General features: G+C 55.9%; 11 protein-coding genes. 3 read left to right on the forward strand and 8 right to left on the reverse strand.

What is annotated here, in order from left to right; all coding sequences use genetic code 11:
- Positions 1–73 precede the first annotated feature (73 nt).
- Together MKZ79_RS08195 and MKZ79_RS08200 are read left to right on the forward strand one after the other, a co-directional pair.
- A complete protein-coding gene (locus MKZ79_RS08195) occupies positions 74–1,615 on the forward strand; it encodes a GGDEF domain-containing protein (protein WP_336141141.1) in 1,542 nt (513 codons plus the stop codon).
- Positions 1,616–2,258: 643 nt separating this feature from the next.
- Positions 2,259–5,651: an autotransporter family protein gene (locus tag MKZ79_RS08200; RefSeq protein WP_336141143.1), complete on the forward strand. Its 3,393-nt coding sequence runs from the start codon at positions 2,259–2,261 to the stop codon at positions 5,649–5,651.
- A gap of 142 nt (positions 5,652–5,793) precedes the next feature.
- On the opposite strand, the gene MKZ79_RS08205 is transcribed toward MKZ79_RS08200, so the two are convergent.
- From MKZ79_RS08205 to ompX, 8 genes are all read right to left on the reverse strand, one after another.
- On the reverse strand, positions 5,794–7,386 hold the full coding sequence (locus tag MKZ79_RS08205) for an ABC-F family ATPase (RefSeq protein WP_336141144.1): 1,593 nt from the start codon (positions 7,384–7,386) through the stop codon (positions 5,794–5,796).
- Positions 7,387–7,486: 100 nt separating this feature from the next.
- A complete protein-coding gene (locus MKZ79_RS08210; protein ID WP_336141147.1) occupies positions 7,487–8,974 on the reverse strand; it encodes a sugar porter family MFS transporter in 1,488 nt (495 codons plus the stop codon).
- Positions 8,975–9,419: 445 nt separating this feature from the next.
- Positions 9,420–10,982: an efflux transporter outer membrane subunit gene (locus MKZ79_RS08215; protein WP_336141149.1), complete on the reverse strand. Its 1,563-nt coding sequence runs from the start codon at positions 10,980–10,982 to the stop codon at positions 9,420–9,422.
- Between the two features lies 1 nt (position 10,983).
- On the reverse strand, positions 10,984–12,552 hold the full coding sequence (locus MKZ79_RS08220) for a DHA2 family efflux MFS transporter permease subunit (protein ID WP_336141151.1): 1,569 nt from the start codon (positions 12,550–12,552) through the stop codon (positions 10,984–10,986).
- On the reverse strand, positions 12,549–13,727 hold the full coding sequence (locus MKZ79_RS08225; RefSeq protein ID WP_336141153.1) for an HlyD family secretion protein: 1,179 nt from the start codon (positions 13,725–13,727) through the stop codon (positions 12,549–12,551). Before MKZ79_RS08225 ends, MKZ79_RS08220 begins: the two co-directional genes overlap by 4 nt.
- Before the next feature lie 103 nt (positions 13,728–13,830).
- Complete coding sequence (locus MKZ79_RS08230; RefSeq protein ID WP_336141154.1) at positions 13,831–14,952, reverse strand: SLC13 family permease; 1,122 nt, start codon at positions 14,950–14,952, stop codon at positions 13,831–13,833.
- Positions 14,953–14,962: 10 nt separating this feature from the next.
- Positions 14,963–15,415 carry a manganese-binding transcriptional regulator MntR gene (gene mntR, locus MKZ79_RS08235; protein WP_336141155.1) on the reverse strand — a complete coding sequence of 151 codons (453 nt, stop codon included), beginning with the start codon at positions 15,413–15,415 and terminating at the stop codon, positions 14,963–14,965.
- A 338-nt stretch (positions 15,416–15,753) separates the two neighbouring features.
- Positions 15,754–16,266, reverse strand: coding sequence for an outer membrane protein OmpX (gene ompX / locus MKZ79_RS08240; protein WP_336141158.1), 513 nt, complete (start codon positions 16,264–16,266; stop codon positions 15,754–15,756).
- 365 nt (positions 16,267–16,631) lie between these two features.
- Between ompX and rhtA the strand changes: the two genes are divergently transcribed.
- On the forward strand, positions 16,632–17,528 hold the full coding sequence (gene rhtA / locus MKZ79_RS08245) for a threonine/homoserine exporter RhtA (RefSeq protein ID WP_336141160.1): 897 nt from the start codon (positions 16,632–16,634) through the stop codon (positions 17,526–17,528).
- The last annotated feature ends 23 nt before the right edge of the window (positions 17,529–17,551 follow it).

Raw genomic sequence — 17,551 nt, forward strand, 5'->3', positions numbered from 1 at the left:
CCGTAAAAACAACCTATTCTTCTGGCTGCCGCTATAGTTAGATCACAGCGAATTTCGCGCCAGGGAGAATTTCATGAGCGAGGAGCATCATCCGCAACCTGATGTCAGCATGCAAAGCCTGCGTCGCCTGCTGATTCTCTTTTTGCTGGTGATAGGCTGTGCAGTCGTGCTGGTAAACGGCTGGGTGGTTTACAGTATCTGGCAGCGTATTGTGAACGAAACGCAGAACGACGCCCATAATTTATCCCAGTCGCTGTCACGACAATCTGAAGATACGCTGCTACCTGTCGAACTGACGCTGCAGGATCTGCGCGATCGTATTACGCTGGTCGGCCTTGACGCCGAGCGGCAAAACTACCTGCGCACGTTATTAATGGAAAGAAAAGCCTCGCTGCCGCAGCTGCACGGGCTGTTTGTCTATGACAGCGCCGGCAACTGGGTGCTGGCTTCGCAGAGCATGTTGAGCCAGCATAATAACAACGCCGATCGCGCCTATTTTAAATATCACCAGCAGCACGACGATCTTAGCCTGCATATAGATGAGGTGATCCGCAGCCGCTCTACCGGCGAGCTGATTATTCCGCTGTCGATGCGGCTTAATAACCGCGATGGCTCTTTTCGCGGCGTGCTGCTGGCGACGCTACGCGTTGACTATTTCCGGCAAATTTTTGGTTACTACAATCTGGGCGACAAAGGCCTGCTGGCGCTGATGACCCATACCGGCGACATCCTTTACGTCCGTCCTTTTTCCGAAAGGCTGCTGAACCGCAATATCGCCTACAGTCCGCTGTTTACCCATTTATTAAAATCCTCCTCCAACGGCACGGCCAACTACAAAGCCGCACTGGACGGCGTCGAGCGCCTGTTTGGTTACGCCAGCCTGAAACGCTATCCGCTGGTGGTCACCGTCGGCTACGACAAGCAGCAGCTGGTGCAGGACTGGCTTACGGAACTGGTGGTTTACCTGACGTTATGCGCGCTGCTGCTGCTGGTGATCGCCGCGCTGGGCTGGCTGCTGATGCGCAATATCGCCCATACTATCCGCGATCAGAAAGAGCTGGCGCTGGCGCGCGACAGGCTGACGGCGATGAATCGCACGCTGCAAACGCTGGCGCTGGTTGACAGCCTCACCGGGCTCGCCAACCGCCGCCAGTTCGATCTCTATCTGGATCGCAGCCTCGAGCGCGCCCACAAGCTGCGTTCTTCGCTGGCGTTGCTGATGATCGATGTGGATTCTTTTAAGCGGTTTAACGATACCTATGGCCATCTGGCAGGCGATGAGTGTCTGAAGTATGTCGGCAACGCGCTGCAAAGCATTGAGCATCGCACCGACGATCTGATTGCGCGCTATGGCGGCGAAGAGTTCGCGGTGATCCTGTACGACTGCAACCAGGACGTTGCCAGACGGCTGGCCGAGCGAATCAGGGAGGCCGTAGCCGCGCTGGCGATCCCGCATCGCAACAGCGAAAGCGCGACGAAAGTGGTGACGATTAGCATAGGCCTGCATGTCATGCAAAGCGAACAGCCGGAAGATCGCCAGACGCTTATCGGCCAGGCGGACAAAGCCCTCTACGCGGCAAAAACAAAAGGACGAAATCGCACAGAGGTCAGGTGAGGCGTTGTAGCTGCAGAAATGTCAGTAAGCCAGAGGGCAGCGCGGCTAACCGAATCGACCGCTAAACGCCTGCGGGTAAAATCCCCGCTTAGCCAGAAACAAAGCCGCGAGGCTAAAACCTCGGCCCGCAGTCGTCAATTACTCGCCACCTTTTTTAACTCCCCTTTTTTCAACCTAACGTCCGACCAGCAACCCGCCTGAATCTCTTCAATACCTTTTCAGGAAAATAAGCAATATAACAAGATATAATCAGTCTATGTATATTTTAAAAAAATAAAAGAATATTCCTGGAATTCTGCTTTCCCCCTACAGAATAAACGCGATATTTTTTGTAATAACTGACGACTCGCCGGCTGACCTTCTTATATTGCCTTGTTTTATGAAAAAAACAGGAAATATATTAACAAAGCGCTTAATTATACCTAAAGTTTTCATAATGAATTCTTTACAAAATAGTTTAACAAAGCTAACTTAAGCGCCAGAATAAAACTGCCGATGAAACAGGTTATTTAATATAGCGAAAAGTCTTCGCTACACTGTTTTCTGTGGCTTTATAAACTGGCATTTCAATCATTTTCTGTAACCTCTTTCATATCTGGCAGGCCGTCAATTTTATTATTAGTAATATTCAGAAGGATATAATATGACTAAGGAAATAAAGCGTTTCCTGCCCGGTATTTTAACGCTGGGATTACTCCCGTTCTGTTGCGTAGCGGCTTCGCCGTGGAAAGCGACTGAAGGCGCGACCCTACAGGTTACTTCAGGTTATACCTCAACGGAATATGGCGACAAAATTCTGGTAGCTACCGGCGCGGGCAGTCAATTGATTACCAATAACCGGTTGACGTTTAACAGCGTTGCCGCCGCCACCGCTGTCGCTTATATAACAGAGGAGGCGGCTATAAGCCTTAACGATGCCACTATCGTGGCTACAGGAAAAGATGCAGACGGGATTATTGCAGAGAGCAACGGTAAAATTAACGTTACCGACAGTCTGTTTGCGGTGACAAACAACGGTCGCGCTATCTATGCCACTGATGCTGAGGTTGCCGTCAGCGGCTCGACTTTCTGGAATAGCTTACGCAAAGGCGCTGTCGCGCTAAAAAGAAGTACGCTCCGCCTTACCGATTCATCCATTAATAAAGCGGATGCCGGTATTTTACTCTCCGATAACAGCAGTGCTGTTCTGGAGAATGTAGAGATCAACACGCCTTACGAAACCAGCATAACAAGCATCAGCCTGGTTAACAGCGATCTGACGGGCGTTAACGTTACCGTTAATAGCGGCTCGACAAATTACGATGCCATTCACGTGGGTAACGGTAGCGGAAGACGAAGTACGCTAACGCTGACTGACAGTAGCCTTAATACGGCGTTTATCGGTATTCGCGCCATGAATGGCGATATGCAGCTAAATAACGTTGATATCCACACTACTCTGGCATTCGGCAAGGCTATCGACCTTAATTTCAATGCTGACGCGGTGATTCGTGGCGGAAGCTTTCAGACAGCCGGCGATTACGCGGACGCCGTTATTTTTTCCGGAAAAACCGACAGGCCTACCACGCTGGATGCCTCTGGCGCGATTTTTGCCACTAACGGTGCGCACGCGCACGCCATTAACGCGCAATATGGCACGGCGACGATTGCTGACAGCGTCATTACTACTTCCGGAATGAGCAGCTACGGCCTGACGACCAGCTACAGTATCACCGGCAGCAATCTGAGCATCGCGACTTCAGGAGAAAAAAGCCATGCTGTGGTCGCTTATAACGGCGGAACCATTACCCTCTCCGACTCAGAAATCAACACAGCCGGGCAGTACAGCGTTGGGGTAATAGGAACGAAAGATCATCGTTTACTGCTGGAAAACCTCACGGTAACGACCGCAGGCGATACCGCGCACGGGTTGCAGGTTTCTTCAGGCGTGGGCCAACTCTCTGGTTCGGTACTGACCACTTCCGGTAATGCCTCTCATGGCGTAACGAATATCGCCAGTATGCTGGATATCCGTGAAACGACTATTTCTACCTCCGGCGAAAAGAGTAACGGGATAGCCGTTTCTTCTGACGGCGTGCTTACCGCGGAAGGATTGACAATCACCACCTCCGGAGAGAAAGCTGCTGCTTTAGTGGCCAACCGCTCTTCCGTCACTCTCTCTGACGCAGCGTTATCCAATACGGGCAGCGGCAGCACAGGGTTGTTTGCTTCAGGAAATGCGACCATTAGCGCGGATAACCTGACGCTGACCAGCTATGGCAACGCTTCGCGGGCGATGGTTACCCGTTCAGCCTCTTTAGAGATCAGCGACAGCCAGATTGAGACTCACGCCGGTTCTGATGGAATTTCCATTGGGCTGCTGGCGCAACAGGAAAACAACGTCGTTAAGCTCTATAACAGTAGTCTGCGTAGTGAAACAGGCTATGCCGTTTACGCGGAAGACGCCGCGCTTGATTTAACGTTGAGCAACGGCTCCGAACTCGAGGGCGTCGTCAGAAGCCTGACCAGCCTGACCCTGGATGAAAGCAGCCGCTGGCTGCTGACCGGCAGTTCCGACGTCGGCTCGCTGCAACAAATCGGCGGCTCGGTTATCTTCAGCCATCCTTCCGACTTCAGCACCCTTACCGTAAAAGGTAATCTCACCGGCTCCGGCGAGTTTGTCCTTAACACTCGTCTCGGCGACGATAATTCCGCTACCGACAGGCTGCTGGTTAAAGGCGATGCCTCCGGCAGCTATGGCGTCACCGTCAACAACCGTGACGGCACGGGCGCGCTTACCAGCCTCGGCATCCCGGTCATCAGCGTTACCGGCAGTACGCAGGACGCCTCTTTCGTGCAGCGAAACACTATCGTGGCCGGCAACTACCAGTATCTGCTGAATAAGGTCAGCGACCACGACTGGTATCTGCAGTCTTCACTGACTCCGGTGAAAAAGGGCCGGGCTTTCAAAACCGCCGCGCTCGCCACAACTGCCACCGCACAGGCTGTTTCAACCACTGAACAGGCTGCGGCAACCCCCGTGACCGTAACGGTGAAGGCCACGGAAAGCGCCGCCGCAACCGTGATTGCCGCTGAAATCCTGCCCGAAACCCAGGCTGAGGATATCGCGATTTCTTCTCCCGTGCTCGCTTACCGCCCGGAAACCGCCGGCTACCTTATCGCACCTTACCTTAACGCCTCGTACGGCTTTGACAGCGTCGGCAGCTGGCACGAGCGACAGAGCGCCCGCCACAGCGGCGCTGCCTGGGGCAGAATCGAGAGCCGTCGCGACGAGCATGACGCCGGACGCTTTGGCTTTAAGGTCAATACCTCTTTTGTTCAGCTGGGCGGCGACCTGCTGCAGGCAGAGTTGGCTACTGGCTGGCACCTCAGCGCCGGCCCGATGCTGACGCTTGGCCATCAGCGCAGCAACAACCGGGATAACGCGCGCAGCATCCGACCAGAGCTTTCTGCGGACGTCGGTAAAAACGTCACTCATGCCTATGGCTTAGGCGGCTACCTTACTGCATGGAGCGATGAGGGCGCTTACCTGGATGGCGTTATCCAGGCGACCCGCTACCGCAACAAATTCTCCAGCCTCACCGAAGCCACCATGAACAGCAACGGCGTGGTGGCTTCCCTGGAAGCGGGCCTGCCCGTAGCGCTGGGCGGCAGCTTCTGGCTGGAGCCGCAGCTGCAGGCCATGGGGCAATATCTCAATACCCGCGAACTGAACTCCGGCGGCGTGAAGCTCACGGCGCAGGATTTGACCACCGGCCGGATGCGCGAAGGATTACGCCTTTCCTACGGCGGCGCCGCGCTTAAACCCTGGCTGCAGGCGGATGTAGTACAGTTTGTTGGTCGGATGCCGGGCGTGGAGATGAACAACGAGGGACTGAAACCCGATTTGCGTCGTAACTTCTGGCAGGCAACCGCAGGCGTCAGCGGCAAGCTGAACCAGCGCGTCAACGCTTATGCTCAGGTGAAATATTCGCACAGCTTCGGCGCGGGTTCGAAAGGCTACACCGGCAATGTCGGCGTGGAGTATAAGTTCTGACAAGACCTGTAAACAGTGCCGACCGCCACGGGCGGGTTTAATTCCGGCCACCCTTGATCAAAACGGCGATATTAAACTGACCCGGCTCTCTGCCGGGCCAGCATAATAGCAAGGCAAAGCGGGCGCTTTGCCTTCTGTTTCCTCAGACAATACCTTTGCTGCGCAGGTAGTCTTCGTAGTTGCCGGTAAAGTCATGGATTTTGCCCGGCGTCATTTCAATCACGCGGGTTGCCAGCGAGCTGACGAATTCACGGTCGTGAGAAACGAAAATCAGCGTGCCTTCATACATCTCCAGCGCCATATTCAGCGCCTCGATTGACTCCATATCCAGGTGGTTAGTCGGCTCATCCATAATCAGCACGTTCGGCTTTTCCATCATCAGCTTGCCGAACAGCATACGGCCCTTTTCACCACCGGAAAGCACTTTGGCCGGCTTTTTAATGTCATCCTGGCTGAACAGCAGACGACCCAGAATGCTGCGCACCGCCTGCTCATCGTCGCCTTCCTGCATCCACTGGCTCATCCAGTCGAACACCGTCAGGTCGTTGGCGAAGTCATGCGCGTGATCCTGCGCGTAGTAGCCAAGACGGGCATTCTCTGACCACTTAACCGTGCCGTTGTCCGACTGCAGTTCGCCTACCAGCGTTTTCAGCAGCGTCGATTTACCGATGCCGTTCGGGCCGATAATCGCCAGCTTCTCGCCGACTTCCAGCAGCAGGTTGACGTTTTTAAACAGCGGTTCGCCATCGAAACCTTTGGTCAGAGACTGAAGTTCAAGCGCGTTGCGGAACAGCTTTTTATCCTGCTCAAAACGGATAAACGGGTTCTGACGGCTGGAGGCTTTTACCTCGTCCAGCTTGATTTTATCGATCTGTTTGGCGCGAGAAGTCGCCTGACGCGATTTAGAGGCGTTAGCACTAAAGCGGCTGACAAAGGACTGCAGCTCGTTGATCTGCGCCTTTTTCTTGGCGTTATCGGCCAGCAGACGCTCGCGCGCCTGAGTCGCCGCCGTCATGTATTCGTCGTAGTTGCCCGGATAAACGCGCAGCTCGCCGTAATCGAGATCGGCCATATGGGTGCAGACCATGTTAAGGAAGTGACGGTCGTGCGAAATGATGATCATGGTGCTGTTACGCTCGTTCAGCACCTGCTCCAGCCAGCGGATAGTATCGATATCCAGGTTGTTGGTTGGTTCGTCGAGCAGCAGAATTTCCGGGTTCGAGAACAGCGCCTGCGCCAGCAGCACGCGCAGCTTCCAGCCTGGCGCTACTTCGCTCATCGGGCCGTAGTGCTGCTCCAGCGGGATCCCTACGCCCAGCAGCAGTTCGCCAGCGCGGGACTCGGCGGTGTAACCGTCCATCTCGCCATACTTCTCTTCCAAATCGGCGACTTTGTAGCCATCCTCTTCGCTCATTTCTGGCAGCGCATAGATGCGGTCGCGCTCTTCTTTCACTTCCCACAGCTCGCTGTGACCCATGATCACCGTATCCAGCACGGAATACTGCTCAAAGGCGAACTGATCCTGGCGCAGCTTACCGATGCGTTCGTTTGGATCAAGGGAAACATTCCCCGCTGTCGGCATCAGATCGCCGCCGAGGATTTTCATAAAGGTGGACTTGCCGCTACCGTTGGCGCCGATCAGGCCGTAGCGGTTGCCGCCGCCAAATTTGACGGAAATATTTTCGAACAGCGGCTTACTGCCAAACTGCATGGTGACGTTGCTGGAAACTAGCACAGGATAGCCTTTCGTTTGCGATGGGGAAAAATCAGCGCGTAGTATGCCAAAAAAAAGGGGCGGCGAATACACCGCCGCCCGCTGAAGGCTTCCCTTTTCGTTAGTGGCTTTCCGCTTTGCGTCGGGAAGCGGGCGCCGGTCGCGACTCGGCATCGTTGCTTAGCCAGTCATGCAGATAGTGCTCGATCTGTTCCAGGCTACGGTTGCGCGTTTCCGGCACGCATTTAATCACAAAGACGGCGCCGAACAGGCCGATAAAGGCGAAAATAAAGAAGGCGCCGGAGAGGCCCACGCTCGCCAACAGCAGCGGAAAAGCCAGCGAGATAAGAAAATTGGCGATCCACATGGCGAATACCGCGCCGCCCATAAAAATACCGCGCAGGCGCGTTGGGAAGATTTCGGAAAGCAGCAGCCAGGTTACCGGCGACAGCGCGCCCTGCTGGAAGCTGAGAAACATCAGCATCCCCAGCAGCACCAGATAGCTGCGCATCACGTCCGGCTGGCCATTGACCGTTTCCGGCATAAAATAGCTGATACAGCCGATAAATAGCAGGCAGGCGGTACAGCCGAACTGGCCGATCATCGTCATAGTGCGGCGACCCAGCCGGCCCAGCAGCCCGATGCCGACAAAGGTCATCAGCACTGAAATCGCCCCGTTGGCGATGGTGGCAAACAGCGCGGCGTCGGTGCTCATGCCAACCGCCTTCAGCATGGTTGGCGCGTAGTACATGATGGTATTGACGCCGGAAAGCTGTTGAATAACCGCCACGCCGATGCCGATAAGGAACAGCTTGAACAGCCAGGGTTTGCGCAACTCTCTCAGGCTGGGCTTATTTTTGTTCTCTTCTTCGCTGAGCGTCTCTTCAATCTCGGTCAGCTCCCACTCAACGTCGCTTTTCGCTCTGGTACGCTCCAGCACCTTGCGCGCCTCGGCCAGGCGCCCTTTCATCGCATACCAGCGCGGCGTATCCGGCATAAACATCATGCCGAACCAGAGCGCCACGGCCGGCACGGTGGCGACAGCCAGCATCCAGCGCCAGGTCTGCTCGCCGCCCCAGGCGGCGTTAAAGCCCGCGTTAGAGATATAGGCCAGCATCTGTCCGGATACGATCATCAGCTCCTGCAGCGTAACCAGCTGACCGCGCTTGTTCGCGGGTGCGATCTCCGCGATATAGACAGGCACGGTCGCCGCCGCGCCGCCCACCGCCACGCCTAATACCAGGCGGAAGAAAATCATCCAGTGCACATCAGGCGCCAGCGAAGTCCCTAATGCGCCAATGGCAAAAATCACGGCAAGCACGACAATGATTTTTTTCCGTCCGGCAGCCGCAGCGAAATGCCCGGAAAGCAGCGCGCCAAATGCCGCGCCGAACAGCAGCGAGCTGGTTACCAGACCGGTGGTAAAAGGCGTAAGATGCAGCTCCGAGCCCATAAACAGCAGCGCGCCGGAGATCACCCCGGTATCGTAGCCAAACAGCAGGCCGCCCAGCGTGGCGATAACGGCGATAACCTTAACAAAAGGCTCTGTTCGCGACGTGCTGTTTGGCCCTGAAGCCCGGTTGGGCGTGAGATATTGTTCTTTCGGCATAATGATCGACCTCTTATCGTTATTCGCAGGTCAGGCCGCCAACGAGGCCCGATATAATCTCCAGGCTCTTAAGTTAGTCTGTTTTTTTCATTTGAAATAACAATGAAAATTAAATTTTGCGGCATAGCTCTCACACAATTGCTGATTTTGTGATGCCCGTATCAAAAAACGGCGGTTTAATCCCGGCATTACTCATCAAACTGGCTTTCCGGCACAGATAACAAGGAAAAGCGAAATAAAAAATTCATTTCATTTTGATGGGATAACATCAGGATAATTTCAGCAAGCGCGCTGTTTTGCTTGCAAAACTGCGATGCCGCAAAGCGAAGACGGTTTCCGGTAGCGAGCTGTACGCGTTAAGCGTTGAGGAAGGAAATTTAATGAGGTGGTGCAACGACGGCACGAACCGGCGGCACCTTATGTTGCCGCCGGTCAGTGAAAGGCGTCAGCCTGCAGGCGTATAGCCGCTTTCCGCCGGGCCAAATACGGAGTAGTCCGGCAGCTGTACGTTCTGGTAAAGCTCCCAGCCGCCGCCCAGCGCTTTATAGAGCGCGACCAGATCCAGACTGGTCTGTACCCTGGCGGAAGCGGCCTGCTGTTTCGCCTGCGACAGCTGGCGCTGTGCGGTTAACGCGTCGATAAAGGAAGAAAGTCCCTGACGATAGCTGTCGTTGGCCAGGTCGAAAGCGTTTTGCAACGCGTCGACCGTTTGATCCAGCCCTTCAACCTGCTGCTGATCGGTGCGATAGCTGACCAGCGCGTTTTCCACGTCCTGCAGAGCGGTCAGCACCGTCTGACGATAGCCAAGCGCGGCGCTGGCCTGTTCCGCCCTTGCCAGCTTCACGCCCGAAACCAGCCGACCACCCTGAAAAATGGGCAGCGAAACCGAAGCGCCATAGCTGTAAAAGTGGCTGCTCCAGTTATCGAGATAGCTGGCTTCGGTATTGCGCAGGCCAAACTGGCCGGTCAGCGAAAAGTCCGGGAAGAGCTGCGCGACGGAAACGCCGATATTAGCCGTAGCCTCATGCAGTCTCGCTTCGGCCTGACGCACATCCGGACGTCGCCGCGCCAGCGTGGACGGTAGCCCTACCGCCACCGCTTTTGGCAAAGCCGGCATCGCTTTCGGCGCGCTCAGTTCCGCATCCAGCGCGCCAGGCGGCTTGCCGATCAATACCGCCAGCCCGTTCATCGCCTGGTGAATTTGCGCTTCATACTGCGGTAGCTGGGCGTTCAGGGAATGCAGCTGCGCGCGGGCGTTTTCCACGTCCATCTGCGGCGCCAGCCCGTTACGCTGCTGGCTCTGCGTCAGCTCCAGCGTCTGTTGCGCTACGTCGATCTGCGTCTGTAGCGTCTGGCTGACAAGCTGGGCGCCGCGCAGCTGAAGATAGGTTCGGGCCACTTCTGCCTGCAGCGAAACCAGCGCGTCGTTACGGCTTTCCAGCGATTCCTGCTGCTGTGCGCCCGCGGCTTCAACCTGGCGACGTACCTTGCCCCAGAGATCCAGCTCCCAGGAGGCGTCAAAGCTGCCCTGATAGAGCCCGACAGGTTTTGTCAGGCCATCCAGCGCCGAACGGACGTCGCTGCCGCCGTCAACCTGGTCCAGCTGGCTATAGACGCCGTTGGACTCCAGCTCGCCTTTCAGACCGAGCTGCTGGCGCTGCGCGGACGCCTGGCCGTTAACGGCAGGGAACCAGGCGCCGCGAGCCTGATTAAGCTGCTGCCGCGAACCGGCAATACGCAGTACCGCCTGCTGCAGGCTCAGATTGCCGGCAATAGCGCGGTCGACCAGGCTGTTCAACTGCGGATCGCCGAAGGATTTCCACCAGCCCGGATTGGTCACGGTGGGCTGAGGACGCGACGCGCGATCGGAGGCCAGCGAGTTAAAAGCGGCCGGCGTGGAAGGTTTCGGCGCGCGGTAGTCCGGCCCAACGCTACAGGCCGACAGCGTGATAGCGGCGACCAACAGCACGCCGAGTCGCGAACGCGTAAACAGAGGAGAAACGTTCATGTCAGTGTGCTCCTGCACTGCCCTCGCTCTTAATCGGCGCCAGCAGTAAACAAAATGGAATAAGGATCAGGGCGAGAATGCTCAGCCCCATAAAGACATCGATATAGGCCAGAATTCGCGCCTGGACGATCATCTCTTTATAAAGCTGGCCGGTGGCGATAGTAATCGGATCGCCGACGGCAGAGGTAAAGTCTTTGACGCCCTGCGCCCAGCGCTCCACCGCCAGGTTAAAAGGCTCGTTCAGCGGCGTCATGTTATGCACCATATGCGCGCTGCGCGCCTGTTCCCGTTCGGTGATCATCGCGGTGGAAAGCGAGATGCCGATTGAGCCCGCCACATTGCGGCACATGGTAAACAGCGCCGAAGCGTCGGCATTCAGCCTCTGCGGGATAGTGACAAAAGCGATCGTGGTCAAGGGCACAAACAGGAAGCCAAGCCCGATAGTCTGCGCGCTGCGCATCATCACCAGCGTGGTGAAATCGATATTGGGCGTCAGCTGCGCTGAATAAATAAATGAAACGAACAGGCAGGTGAAGCCGAAGGCGATAATCCAGCGCGTCTGCACCAGCGGCATCAGCTTCAGTACCAGCGGAATAGTCAGAACGATCAGCACCGCGCCGGGCGAGAGCACCAACCCAGACCAGGTTGCGGTGTAGCCTAAGTCCTGCTGCGCCAGTTGTGGGATCACTACCGAGCTGCCATAAAGGATGGCGGCCATGCCCGACATCAGAATACTGGCGACGGCGAAATTGCGATCCTTCAGCACGTGCAGATCTACTACCGGCTTTTTGGCATAGAGCAGCCAGTAAACCGCGCCGACCAGCCCGATGGCGCTCAGGATGGCAAACGTCACGATAAAGTGAGAGCTGAACCAGTCGTCGTCTTCGCCGCGATCCAGAAATACCTGCAGGCAGCCGAGTCCCAGCGTAATCAAACTGATGCCGATATAGTCGATTGAGAGCTTGCCCTTCGCCATCTTGCGCTCCCACGGCGGATCTTCCAGCAGCTGATAGATAGCCAGCACGCTGAGAATGCCTACGGGAATATTGATAAAGAAGACCCAGCGCCAGCTGTAGTTATCGGTGATCCAGCCGCCTAGCGTCGGGCCGAGCACCGGCGCGACAATAATCGCGATAGAGGAAAGGCCAAACGCCTTGCCGCGATCTTCCGGTTTAAAATAATCGAGCAGCACCGACTGCTGCACCGGCTGCAGGCCGCCGCCAAAAAAGCCTTGCAGCACCCTGAAGAGAATGATTTGCCACAGTTCGGTAGCGATGCCGCACAGGAAAGAGCAGACGGTGAACATCACAATGCAGATCAAAAAGAACTGCTTGCGGCCAAATACGCGGCTGAGAAAGGCTGAGATCGGCAGAACAATGCCGTTCGCCACCAGATAGGATGTCAGCACCCAGGTCGATTCGTCATAGCTGGACGACAGCGAACCGGCCACGTGCGGCAGCGCCACGTTAACGATGGTGGTGTCCAGGATTTCCATAAACACCGCCAGCGTCACCGTCATGGCGACCAGCCAGGGATTACTGGCCGGCTGCCAGCTCTGGCTGTGACTCATTCCACTGTTACCTCAGGCTCTACCGACAGTCCAATCGGCAGCGGCCTGTTGGGATCCAGTCCTTTATCAATCACGATTTTTACCGGTACGCGCTGCACGATCTTCACGTAGTTGCCGGTGGCGTTCTCTGAAGGGAAAGTGGAGAAGCGTGAACCGGAACCCATCTGGATGCTGTCCACATGCCCTTCCAGCTTCATATCCGGCCAGGCATCCACGGAAATTTCCACTTTGTTACCTGGCTTCATGCGCTCCAGCTGCGACTCTTTGAAGTTAGCGGTGATCCAGACATCAGGCGAAACCAGCGAAAAGAGCGAGGTTCCGGCCTGCACCAGCGTACCGACCTGCACGTTGCGTTTGGTCACAAAGCCGTCGTAAGGCGCGCGCACTTCAGTGTAGGAGAGGTTCAGATTGGCGGTGTTCAGCTGGGCTTTCGCCTGCTCGACCTGCTGCTGGCGCGCTTCCACATTGGTTTCCTGCTGACGGATCTGCAGCTGGATTTGCGAAGCGACTTCTACCTGCGCTTTCGCGCTTTCCAGCTCGGCTTTGGCGCTTCGCAACTGTGCGCTGGCGGCATCAATATTGCGCTGCGAGGTGGCGCGAGGATCGACGCCGCGCTGGCGCTTGTAATCTTCCTGGGCGTTGAGCAGATTCGCTTCCGCCTTCGCCTGCTGAGCCAGCGCCTGATCGCGCTGCGCCGGATACTGCACGCGGGAAAGCGCCAGCTGGGCCTGAGCCTGATGCAGCTGCGCTGTCGCCAGACCGAGCTGCGCCTGCGCCTGATCGCGCTGGGCCTGATTATCCTGCGGATCGATAACTACCAGCAGATCGCCCTTCTTCACCAACTGGTTATCTTTCACCAGCAGCTGCGTGACGTAGCCGGAAGCCTTCGGCGCGATGGTGACCGCGTCCGCTTCGGTAAAGGCGTCGTCGGTGGTTTCGATATTGCGGCTGGTAAACCAGAAATAAAAGCCGACAACGATCATCACGATGACCACAATTGCCAGAATAATCAGCGGTTTTTTGCCGGGGCGTTTGCGCTCCGGCTGCTCATCATCCTGCTGTTTATTGTCGTCCTGCTGACGCTGGTTATCACCCTTGTCGGACTGAGCCTGGTTATGCGGATGACGCTGGTCATCATCTGAGGAAGAATTTGATTGATTAGCCATAGTTCTCATCAGGTTACGGCGGGCTCAAGCCGAGCCCGCAGGATTCACGCTGCTATAAACATAGGGCTTAAATTGACAAATGCCAGCATTTCTTTACGAAGTCAGAGTAGCCTTAGCCTGACAAAGCACCAATCACTAAAAGCAGCGCCCAACCCAGCGCCATCGCCCACAGCAACATCGGCAGCGAGTAATAGTGAAAACGCAGCCAGACGCTGCGATCCTGCGCCATCCGCAGAGCGATCAGATTCGCCAGCGAGCCTGGCAGCAGGCCAAAGCCGCCAATATTGACCGCCCAAGCCAGCAGCGTAGTAGCGGGAAGATTCGCCAGCAGCAGAATGGTCGCCGGGACGTTGCTGATCGCCTGCGACAGTCCGATCGCCAGCAGATATTGTCCGCCTGCTGACAGCTGCGGAATTTGCTGTAATAAATGCTGTGAGGCGGGCAGCCGCGTTAGCAGAAAGACATCCACAAACATAGCGATAAACACCGCCAGCAGGCTCCAGTCAATCGCCAGTAAAATACGGCGCGCCATCAGAAGAAAGACGAGAAAGACGCCCAGCACGCCCCAACCCGCATAGCCAAACTCCAGCGCGGCAATAAAGAGCGGATAGAGCACTACGCTGGTAATCAGCAGCGGGCGTTGCCACTGCGCCTCCGGTGAGTGCTGCGGCCGCTCAATGCGTTTCGCGGAGAAGCTGAAAGCGGTAAGCAGCAGCAAACTTAGCAGCAGCGTGGCGCCCAACGGCAGCATTTGCCAGATAAACCCGGCGAAACCGGCTTTGCCATGCTGCCACAGCAGGATATTCTGGGGATTACCGATAGGCGTCAGCAGCGAACCCGCGTTGACGGCCAGCGCTTCGAAAATCACAAGCCGGGTTATGGGTAGCGAAGAGTAGCGGCGCAGCGTCAGCGTTAACGGCACCAGGATAAAGAGCGCGACATCGTTAGTCAGAAAAGTCGAGAGCAACGCGGCGGCGGCAGTCAGAAACAGCGCCAGCGAGCGCTGAGAATCAAAACGCTGGATCAGCCGCCTGCCCAGCACGTCAAAATAACCGCTGGCCTCGATGCCTTTGGTCAACATCAGCAGTCCGCACAGCGTCAGAATGGTTGACCAGTCAACCGCTGCCGGCAGTTGACGGAGCTGGAAAGGCGCAAAAAAGGCCAGCAGCAGCCCCAATAAAACCAACAGATGCAAAAAGCGATCGTGCAAAAAAGGCCTGAGCAGCGCGGTCATTTATCACCCGTTATTGGCGGCTTTCGTAAAATTGCTGAAATATGGCCAGCGTTTCATCGCTGACGTGGTGCTCCAGCCCTTCGGCATCACGGCGAGCCGTATCGGGGCTGATGCCCAGCGCCAGCAGAAAAGTTTCCACAATGTGGTGTCGCTTGCGGCTCTCTTCCGCCAGCGCCTCGCCTTCGGCGGTCAGAAAAACGCCGCGATAGGGAACCTGCTCGACCAGCCCGCCCGTCGCCAGCCTTTTTAACATTTTTGCTACGGTAGGCTGAGAAACGCCAAGACGCGCCGCCATATCAACCTGACGGGCCTCGCCGAATTCACGGATCAGATCGGAAATGAGCTCAACGTAGTCATCGATCAGCTCGCGACGATGGGCTTCACGCACCTGCCGGAAGCCTTCGACGTGCTCTTCAATTTCTTTCAGTGGCGCAGGCACTGCGGTTTTCGCGCGACGACTCATTAAGCTTCCTCTTTATTATCACTAACGCGCATTACCATTCGCATCAGCCTTCAGGTGCAACAGTGTAAACGAAGCTCGGGGAAGCACAAAATTTCGCGCAACAGCGCTGGCTATGAATTATAGCCTGTGCTATACCTGTCTATAAAGCGACCAGAGGAGAACGCGATGAAAAAGCCCCTTTTACTGCAGCTGTTCTGTCGCTCGCCTTTTACGCTGCGGCTGATGCTGCTGGAGATGCTGAGCGAGCGGCGAAAAACCTGCCGCTGAAACAGCCATAAAAAAATCCGCCACTTGGGCGGATTTTTTATCGACCGGTCGAAACCGGCTCTCAGCAAACCTTAGAAGCTGTAGCCAACGCCAGCGATCCAGGTGCCAACGTCTACGCTGCGGATGCGGCTCTGCTCGTAGCCAACGTCCAGAGCAACGTTTTCGATGCCTGGGTTGAACTGGAAGCCTGCACCGTAGGAGAAGCCAACATCGCTTGAGTCAGACTTCACGCGATCTGCTGCGTTCTGCTGGAATTTACCGTAACCGATACCCACCACGCCGTAGATGCTCGCCCAGTCGTTTAGACGGAAAGCAGGACCACCGGTGATGCCGTAGTACTGGCCTTTGTTATAGACGCCAGCGTCGGTACGATCTTTCTCGGTGTAGGTGAAAGAACCGATCCAGCCCAGTGGATCGCTGCCGTTTTCGTAGCGGTATTTCAGGTTGAAACCGTTAGCTTTGTTAGCCACGCCCTGCATATCGCTTTGTGCGTAACCACCGGAAACAGTGCTCTGTGCCATTGCTGAACCAGCAGAAACTGCCAGTACACAAGCCAGTGCTGAAAGACATGCAATTTTTTTCATAACCACCTCAAATGTGAAAGTACTTATCTCCTGACAACGCTGAAAATATAACAAAACTCAGACAGAAACTCTGCCCCGATTTTGTTGTCCAAGACAATGTTTGGTGTAACAGGACGTTAATGAATCATTGTATGTCATTATTATTTCTTATTTTTTTCTGTTTACCGCTTCGTTATGTCTGGAATGTAAAAAATTGTTCATTGAGATAAATCTTAAATAAATTGACAATTCTTTACCTGCGCGCCACAAAATCTCCGAATTTTCTTAGCCTTTTTTCGGCGGTTTTTGCTGTTTCAGCGCGATCTGTTGATACACTGCTGGGAACTTTTTCCTCGTTCAATGGACAAACAAGGTTGGTCAACAGGATGTCTTCCCCTTCTCGTGCTTCCTCAATCTGGCTTCCCGTTTTACTGCTGCTTCTTGCCATGACCTCTATTCAGGGCGGCGCAGCTCTGGCCAAAACGCTGTTTCCGGTGGTTGGCGCGCCTGGCATTACCGCGCTGCGTCTTAGTCTGGGCACGCTTATCCTCTGTGCGATCTTCAAACCCTGGCGCCTGCGCTTTAGCCGTCAGCGCCTGCTGCCGCTTATTATGTACGGCCTGGCGCTGGGCGGAATGAACTATACCTTCTACCTGGCGCTGCGCACCGTGCCGTTGGGTATCGCCGTCGCGCTGGAGTTTGTCGGCCCGCTGACGCTGGCGCTGGCAGGCTCAAGAAGGCCGCTTGATTTCCTTTGGGTGGCGCTGGCGTTGGGCGGGTTATGGTTTCTGCTGCCGCTGCATCAAAGTCTTTCCGGCGTCGATCCTGAGGGCGCGCTGCTGGCGTTGCTGGCGGGCGCCTGCTGGGCAGTCTACATCCTCAGCGGCCAGCGCGCCGGTGCGGAGCATGGGCCTGCGACCGTAGCGATGGGTTCGCTGGTAGCGTCACTGATTTTTGTGCCGGTTGGCTTCACTTTTGCTGACAGCGGCGTCTGGAGCCTGTCGATTCTACCGGTCGCCCTGCTGGTGGCCATCCTTTCCACCGCTTTTCCCTATACGCTGGAGATGATGGCGCTCACCCGGCTGCCGGCTAAAACCTTTGGGACGCTGATGAGCCTGGAGCCGGCGATGGGCGCGCTTTCCGGTATGCTTTTCCTGGGAGAGCTGCTGACGCTGCCGCAGTGGCTGGGCCTGCTGGCGATAGTTGTTGCCTCAGCGGGAGCGACGCTGACGCTGCGTCCCGCAAAAAACAAAATCGATCCGGTTAGCGAAATCCGTGAATAGCGCTAATTCCTTGTTATGACGCA

This window comes from Erwinia sp. CGal63 (assembly GCF_037026505.1).
Taxonomy (GTDB): Bacteria; Pseudomonadota; Gammaproteobacteria; order Enterobacterales; family Enterobacteriaceae; genus Erwinia.

Bases quoted from the DNA above. Each gene is read 5' to 3' on its own strand.
- MKZ79_RS08195 (WP_336141141.1), top strand. From the start codon at position 74: ATGAGCGAGGAGCATCATCCGCAACCTGATGTCAGCATGCAAAGCCTG.
- MKZ79_RS08200 (WP_336141143.1), top strand. From the start codon at position 2,259: ATGACTAAGGAAATAAAGCGTTTCCTGCCCGGTATTTTAACGCTGGGA.
- MKZ79_RS08210 (WP_336141147.1), bottom strand. From the start codon at position 8,974: ATGCCGAAAGAACAATATCTCACGCCCAACCGGGCTTCAGGGCCAAAC.
- MKZ79_RS08215 (WP_336141149.1), bottom strand. From the start codon at position 10,982: ATGAACGTTTCTCCTCTGTTTACGCGTTCGCGACTCGGCGTGCTGTTG.
- MKZ79_RS08220 (WP_336141151.1), bottom strand. From the start codon at position 12,552: ATGAGTCACAGCCAGAGCTGGCAGCCGGCCAGTAATCCCTGGCTGGTC.
- MKZ79_RS08225 (WP_336141153.1), bottom strand. From the start codon at position 13,727: ATGAGAACTATGGCTAATCAATCAAATTCTTCCTCAGATGATGACCAG.
- MKZ79_RS08230 (WP_336141154.1), bottom strand. From the start codon at position 14,952: ATGACCGCGCTGCTCAGGCCTTTTTTGCACGATCGCTTTTTGCATCTG.
- mntR (WP_336141155.1), bottom strand. From the start codon at position 15,415: ATGAGTCGTCGCGCGAAAACCGCAGTGCCTGCGCCACTGAAAGAAATT.
- ompX (WP_336141158.1), bottom strand. From the start codon at position 16,266: ATGAAAAAAATTGCATGTCTTTCAGCACTGGCTTGTGTACTGGCAGTT.
- rhtA (WP_336141160.1), top strand. From the start codon at position 16,632: ATGTCTTCCCCTTCTCGTGCTTCCTCAATCTGGCTTCCCGTTTTACTG.